Source organism: bacterium, from assembly GCA_035703895.1.
Taxonomy (GTDB): domain Bacteria; phylum Sysuimicrobiota; class Sysuimicrobiia; order Sysuimicrobiales; family Segetimicrobiaceae; genus Segetimicrobium.
On the sequence record DASSXJ010000067.1, the window covers coordinates 1 to 3,393 of the forward strand.

General features: G+C 66.3%; 3 protein-coding genes. All 3 read left to right on the top strand.

Annotation, left to right across the window (positions count from 1 at the left end):
- Positions 1 to 158 precede the first annotated feature (158 nt).
- A complete protein-coding gene (aceB, locus tag VFP86_04745) occupies positions 159 to 1,772 on the top strand; it encodes a malate synthase A (protein ID HET8998933.1) in 1,614 nt (537 codons plus the stop codon).
- A gap of 16 nt (positions 1,773 to 1,788) precedes the next feature.
- Positions 1,789 to 3,129 (top strand): isocitrate lyase, encoded by a 1,341-nt coding sequence (gene aceA / locus VFP86_04750; protein ID HET8998934.1) that lies wholly within the window; start codon positions 1,789 to 1,791, stop codon positions 3,127 to 3,129.
- A gap of 187 nt (positions 3,130 to 3,316) precedes the next feature.
- On the top strand, positions 3,317 to 3,393 hold a 77-nt coding region (locus VFP86_04755), incomplete at its 3' end, for an ABC transporter ATP-binding protein (GenBank protein HET8998935.1).

Consider the following 3,393-nt stretch of genomic DNA (forward strand, 5'->3'; position numbering starts at 1 on the left):
GCCTTGGCAAAGCTCCCGTAGGTGGCGACCGCGACAAACGCCTCGACCTGCGGCAGATCAAATCCGATAGAAGTCTCCTATACGACACATAAGAAAAATCATCTTCCACTATAGGCGATCCGCTTCCTATAATACAATCACCAACGTCGGGGGAAGCGATGGAGCGTATCATGAAGGCGGCCGCCGGTACGGGAGTTGAGGTGCGCGGACCAGTCACGGGCAGGTTCGCGGAGATACTGACGCCGGAGGCGCTCAGGTTTGTGGGCGGGCTGCAGCGGGGGTTCAACCCCGCTCGCGAAGCCCTTCTCGCGAAACGCGTCGAGCGGGCGGCCGCGCTCGGTACCGGGATCCTGCCGGACTTCCTCCCCGAGACCCGCGAGGTCCGCGAGGGAGCGTGGACGGTGGCGCCCGTGCCGCGGGACCTGCAGGAACGAAAAGTGGAGATCACCGGTCCTGTCGATCGGAAGATGGTGATCAACGCGCTCAATTCCGGAGCCAGCGTGTTCATGGCCGACTTCGAGGATGCCAACTCGCCGACCTGGGACAATGTCATCGCCGGCCAGGTCAATCTCCTGGACGCCGTCCGGCGGGCGATCGAGTACGTGAACCCAGACGGCCGAACGTACCGGCTAAACGAACGCGTCGCCACCCTGCTCGTGCGGCCGCGAGGGTGGCACCTCGTCGAGAAGCACCTGCTCGTGGACGGCCGGCCAATCTCAGCGAGCCTGCTCGACTTCGGCCTCTACTTCTTCCACAACGCCCGCACGCTCCTCGAGCGTGGTACCGGCCCCTACTTCTACCTCCCTAAGCTCCAAGGCCATGGCGAGGCCCGCCTCTGGAACGACGTCTTCACGTTCGCCCAGGAGGCGCTCGACATCCCGCGAGGCACCATCAAAGCCACGGTCCTCGTCGAGCACGTCCTGGCGGCCTTCGAGATGGAGGAGATCCTCTACGAGCTCAGGGACCATTCGGGCGGCCTGAATGCCGGGCGGTGGGACTACATCTACAGCATCATCAAGACGTTCCGCGACCGCCCGGAGTTCGTCCTCCCCGACCGGTCGCAAGTAACGATGACCGTGCCGTTCATGCGGGCCTACACGGAGCTCCTGGTCAAGACCTGCCACCGGCGGGGCGCCTACGCCATCGGCGGCATGGCTGCCTTTATCCCGAGCCGGCGGGACCCTGAGGTGAATCGGGTGGCGCTGGCCAAGGTGCGGGACGACAAGATCCGTGAAGTGAACGACGGGTTCGACGGCACATGGGTTGCCCATCCGGACCTTGTGCGTGAGGCGATGGATGCCTTCAACACCGGGCTCGGAGGTCGCCTCCACCAGCTCGACCGCCAGCGGGAGGACGTCCGGGTGTCCGCCCGAGACCTGCTGGATGCCCGCGTGCCGGAGGGTACCGTGACCGAGGCCGGGCTGCGCACGAACGTCAGCGTGGGGATCCAGTACGTGGAGTCGTGGCTGCGCGGGGTGGGGGCCGCAGCGCTCTACAACCTCATGGAAGACGCGGCCACCGCGGAGATCGCGCGGTCTCAGGTCTGGCAGTGGATCCGCCACGGCGCCCGGCTCAAGGAGGGTTCCCGCGTCACCCCGGAGCTGGTGCGGTCGGTTGAAGAGGAGGAGCTCGGGCGGATCCGGCGGGAGATCGGCGCGCAGGTCTTTGACCGTGGACGATTCGAGGACGCCCGGGGGCTGTTCGAGCACGTTGCCCTCAATGCGGAGTTCGTAGAGTTCCTCACGATTCCCGCCTACGAGCGCATCGATTGACGGCGAGGAGGACATCATGAGCCCATCGGAACTGACCGCACGTATCCACGACGAAGCCGGCGTACTCGCCCGGCAGTGGACCGCCGACGACCGCTGGCGTGGCATCCGGCGGCACTATACTGCCCGCGATGTCGTGCGGCTGCGCGGATCGCTCCGGAACCAGCACACCCTGGCCACGATGGGGGCGGGGCGACTGTGGCACCTTCTGCAATCGGAGGAGTACGTACCCGCCCTCGGCGCGCTCACGGGCAATCAGGCCGTCCAGATGGTCAAGGCCGGGGTTAAGGCCATCTACCTCAGCGGGTGGCAGGTGGCCGCGGATAACAACCTGGCCGGGCAGATGTACCCCGACCTAAGCCTCTATCCGGCGAACAGCGCATCCGCCGTGATCCGGCAGATCAATAACGCCCTGCTCCGGGCCGACCAGATCGACTGGTCGGAAGGCCGCGCGGACACGCACTGGCTTGCGCCGATCGTCGCGGACGCCGAGGCCGGGTTTGGAGGGCCGCTCAACGCCTTCGAGATCATGAAGGCGATGATCGACGCCGGGGCGTCGGGCGTTCACTTCGAGGACCAGCTGGCCTCCGAGAAGAAGTGCGGCCACATGGGTGGGAAGGTCCTGGTGCCGACCGCCCAGTTCATTCGAACGCTCACCGCCGCCCGGCTCGCCGCCGATGTCCTGGACGTGCCTGCCGTCCTCATCGCGCGAACCGATGCGCTGGGAGCGACCTTGCTCACGAGCGACGTGGACCCACGTGACGGCGAGTTCCTGACCGGCGAGCGGACGCCCGAAGGCTATTTCACCGCCGCGCCGGGGCTGCGGTCGGCCGTCGCCAGAGCGTTGTCGTACGCGCCCTATGCGGATCTCCTGTGGTTCGAGACGTCCAGGCCGGACCTCGAGGAAGCCCGCCGCTTCGCGGAGGCGATCCACGACGAGTTTCCAGGCAAGCTCCTGGCCTACAACTGTTCCCCATCCTTCAACTGGAAGCGCCATCTCGACAACCGGACGATCGCCGGGTTCCAACGGGAACTCGCGGCGATGGGCTACAAGTTCCAGTTCATCACGCTCGCGGGGTTTCACGCGCTCAACGCGTCGATGTTCGAGCTCGCGAAAGGGTTCGCCGAGCAGGGCATGAGCGCATTCGTGCGACTTCAGGAGCACGAGTTCGAGCTGGAGACACACGGATACACGGCGACCCGGCACCAGCGGGAGGTCGGCGCAGGCTACTTCGACGCGGTCGCCGAGGTGATCGCCGGTGGGGCGAGCTCGACCTTGGCGCTGCGGGGCTCCACCGAAGAAGAGCAGTTCTCGGAGGTCAGTGCCGCGCCGCAGGGCGGTGGTGACGGGCTAGGATAGAGCGTCGCTTCTGTCCGCGCTCACTTGGGAGCCGTGGCAGCGAGTAGGCCGGGCGGGATCCGGGCCCCCTTCCCGGGTGCCCATCCGGATGAAGGGTTTGCCCCCCAGAGATGCCAATTCTCAGGGCACGGAACGAAGGTCCAACCATGCCGGGGGGGTTGTGATCCTCGAAACGCAGGGCCTGACGATGGATTTCCGGGGGTTCCGCGCCCTAGACGGCGTCGATCTGCGGGTCGAGCAGGGGACGATTCACGCGGTGATCGG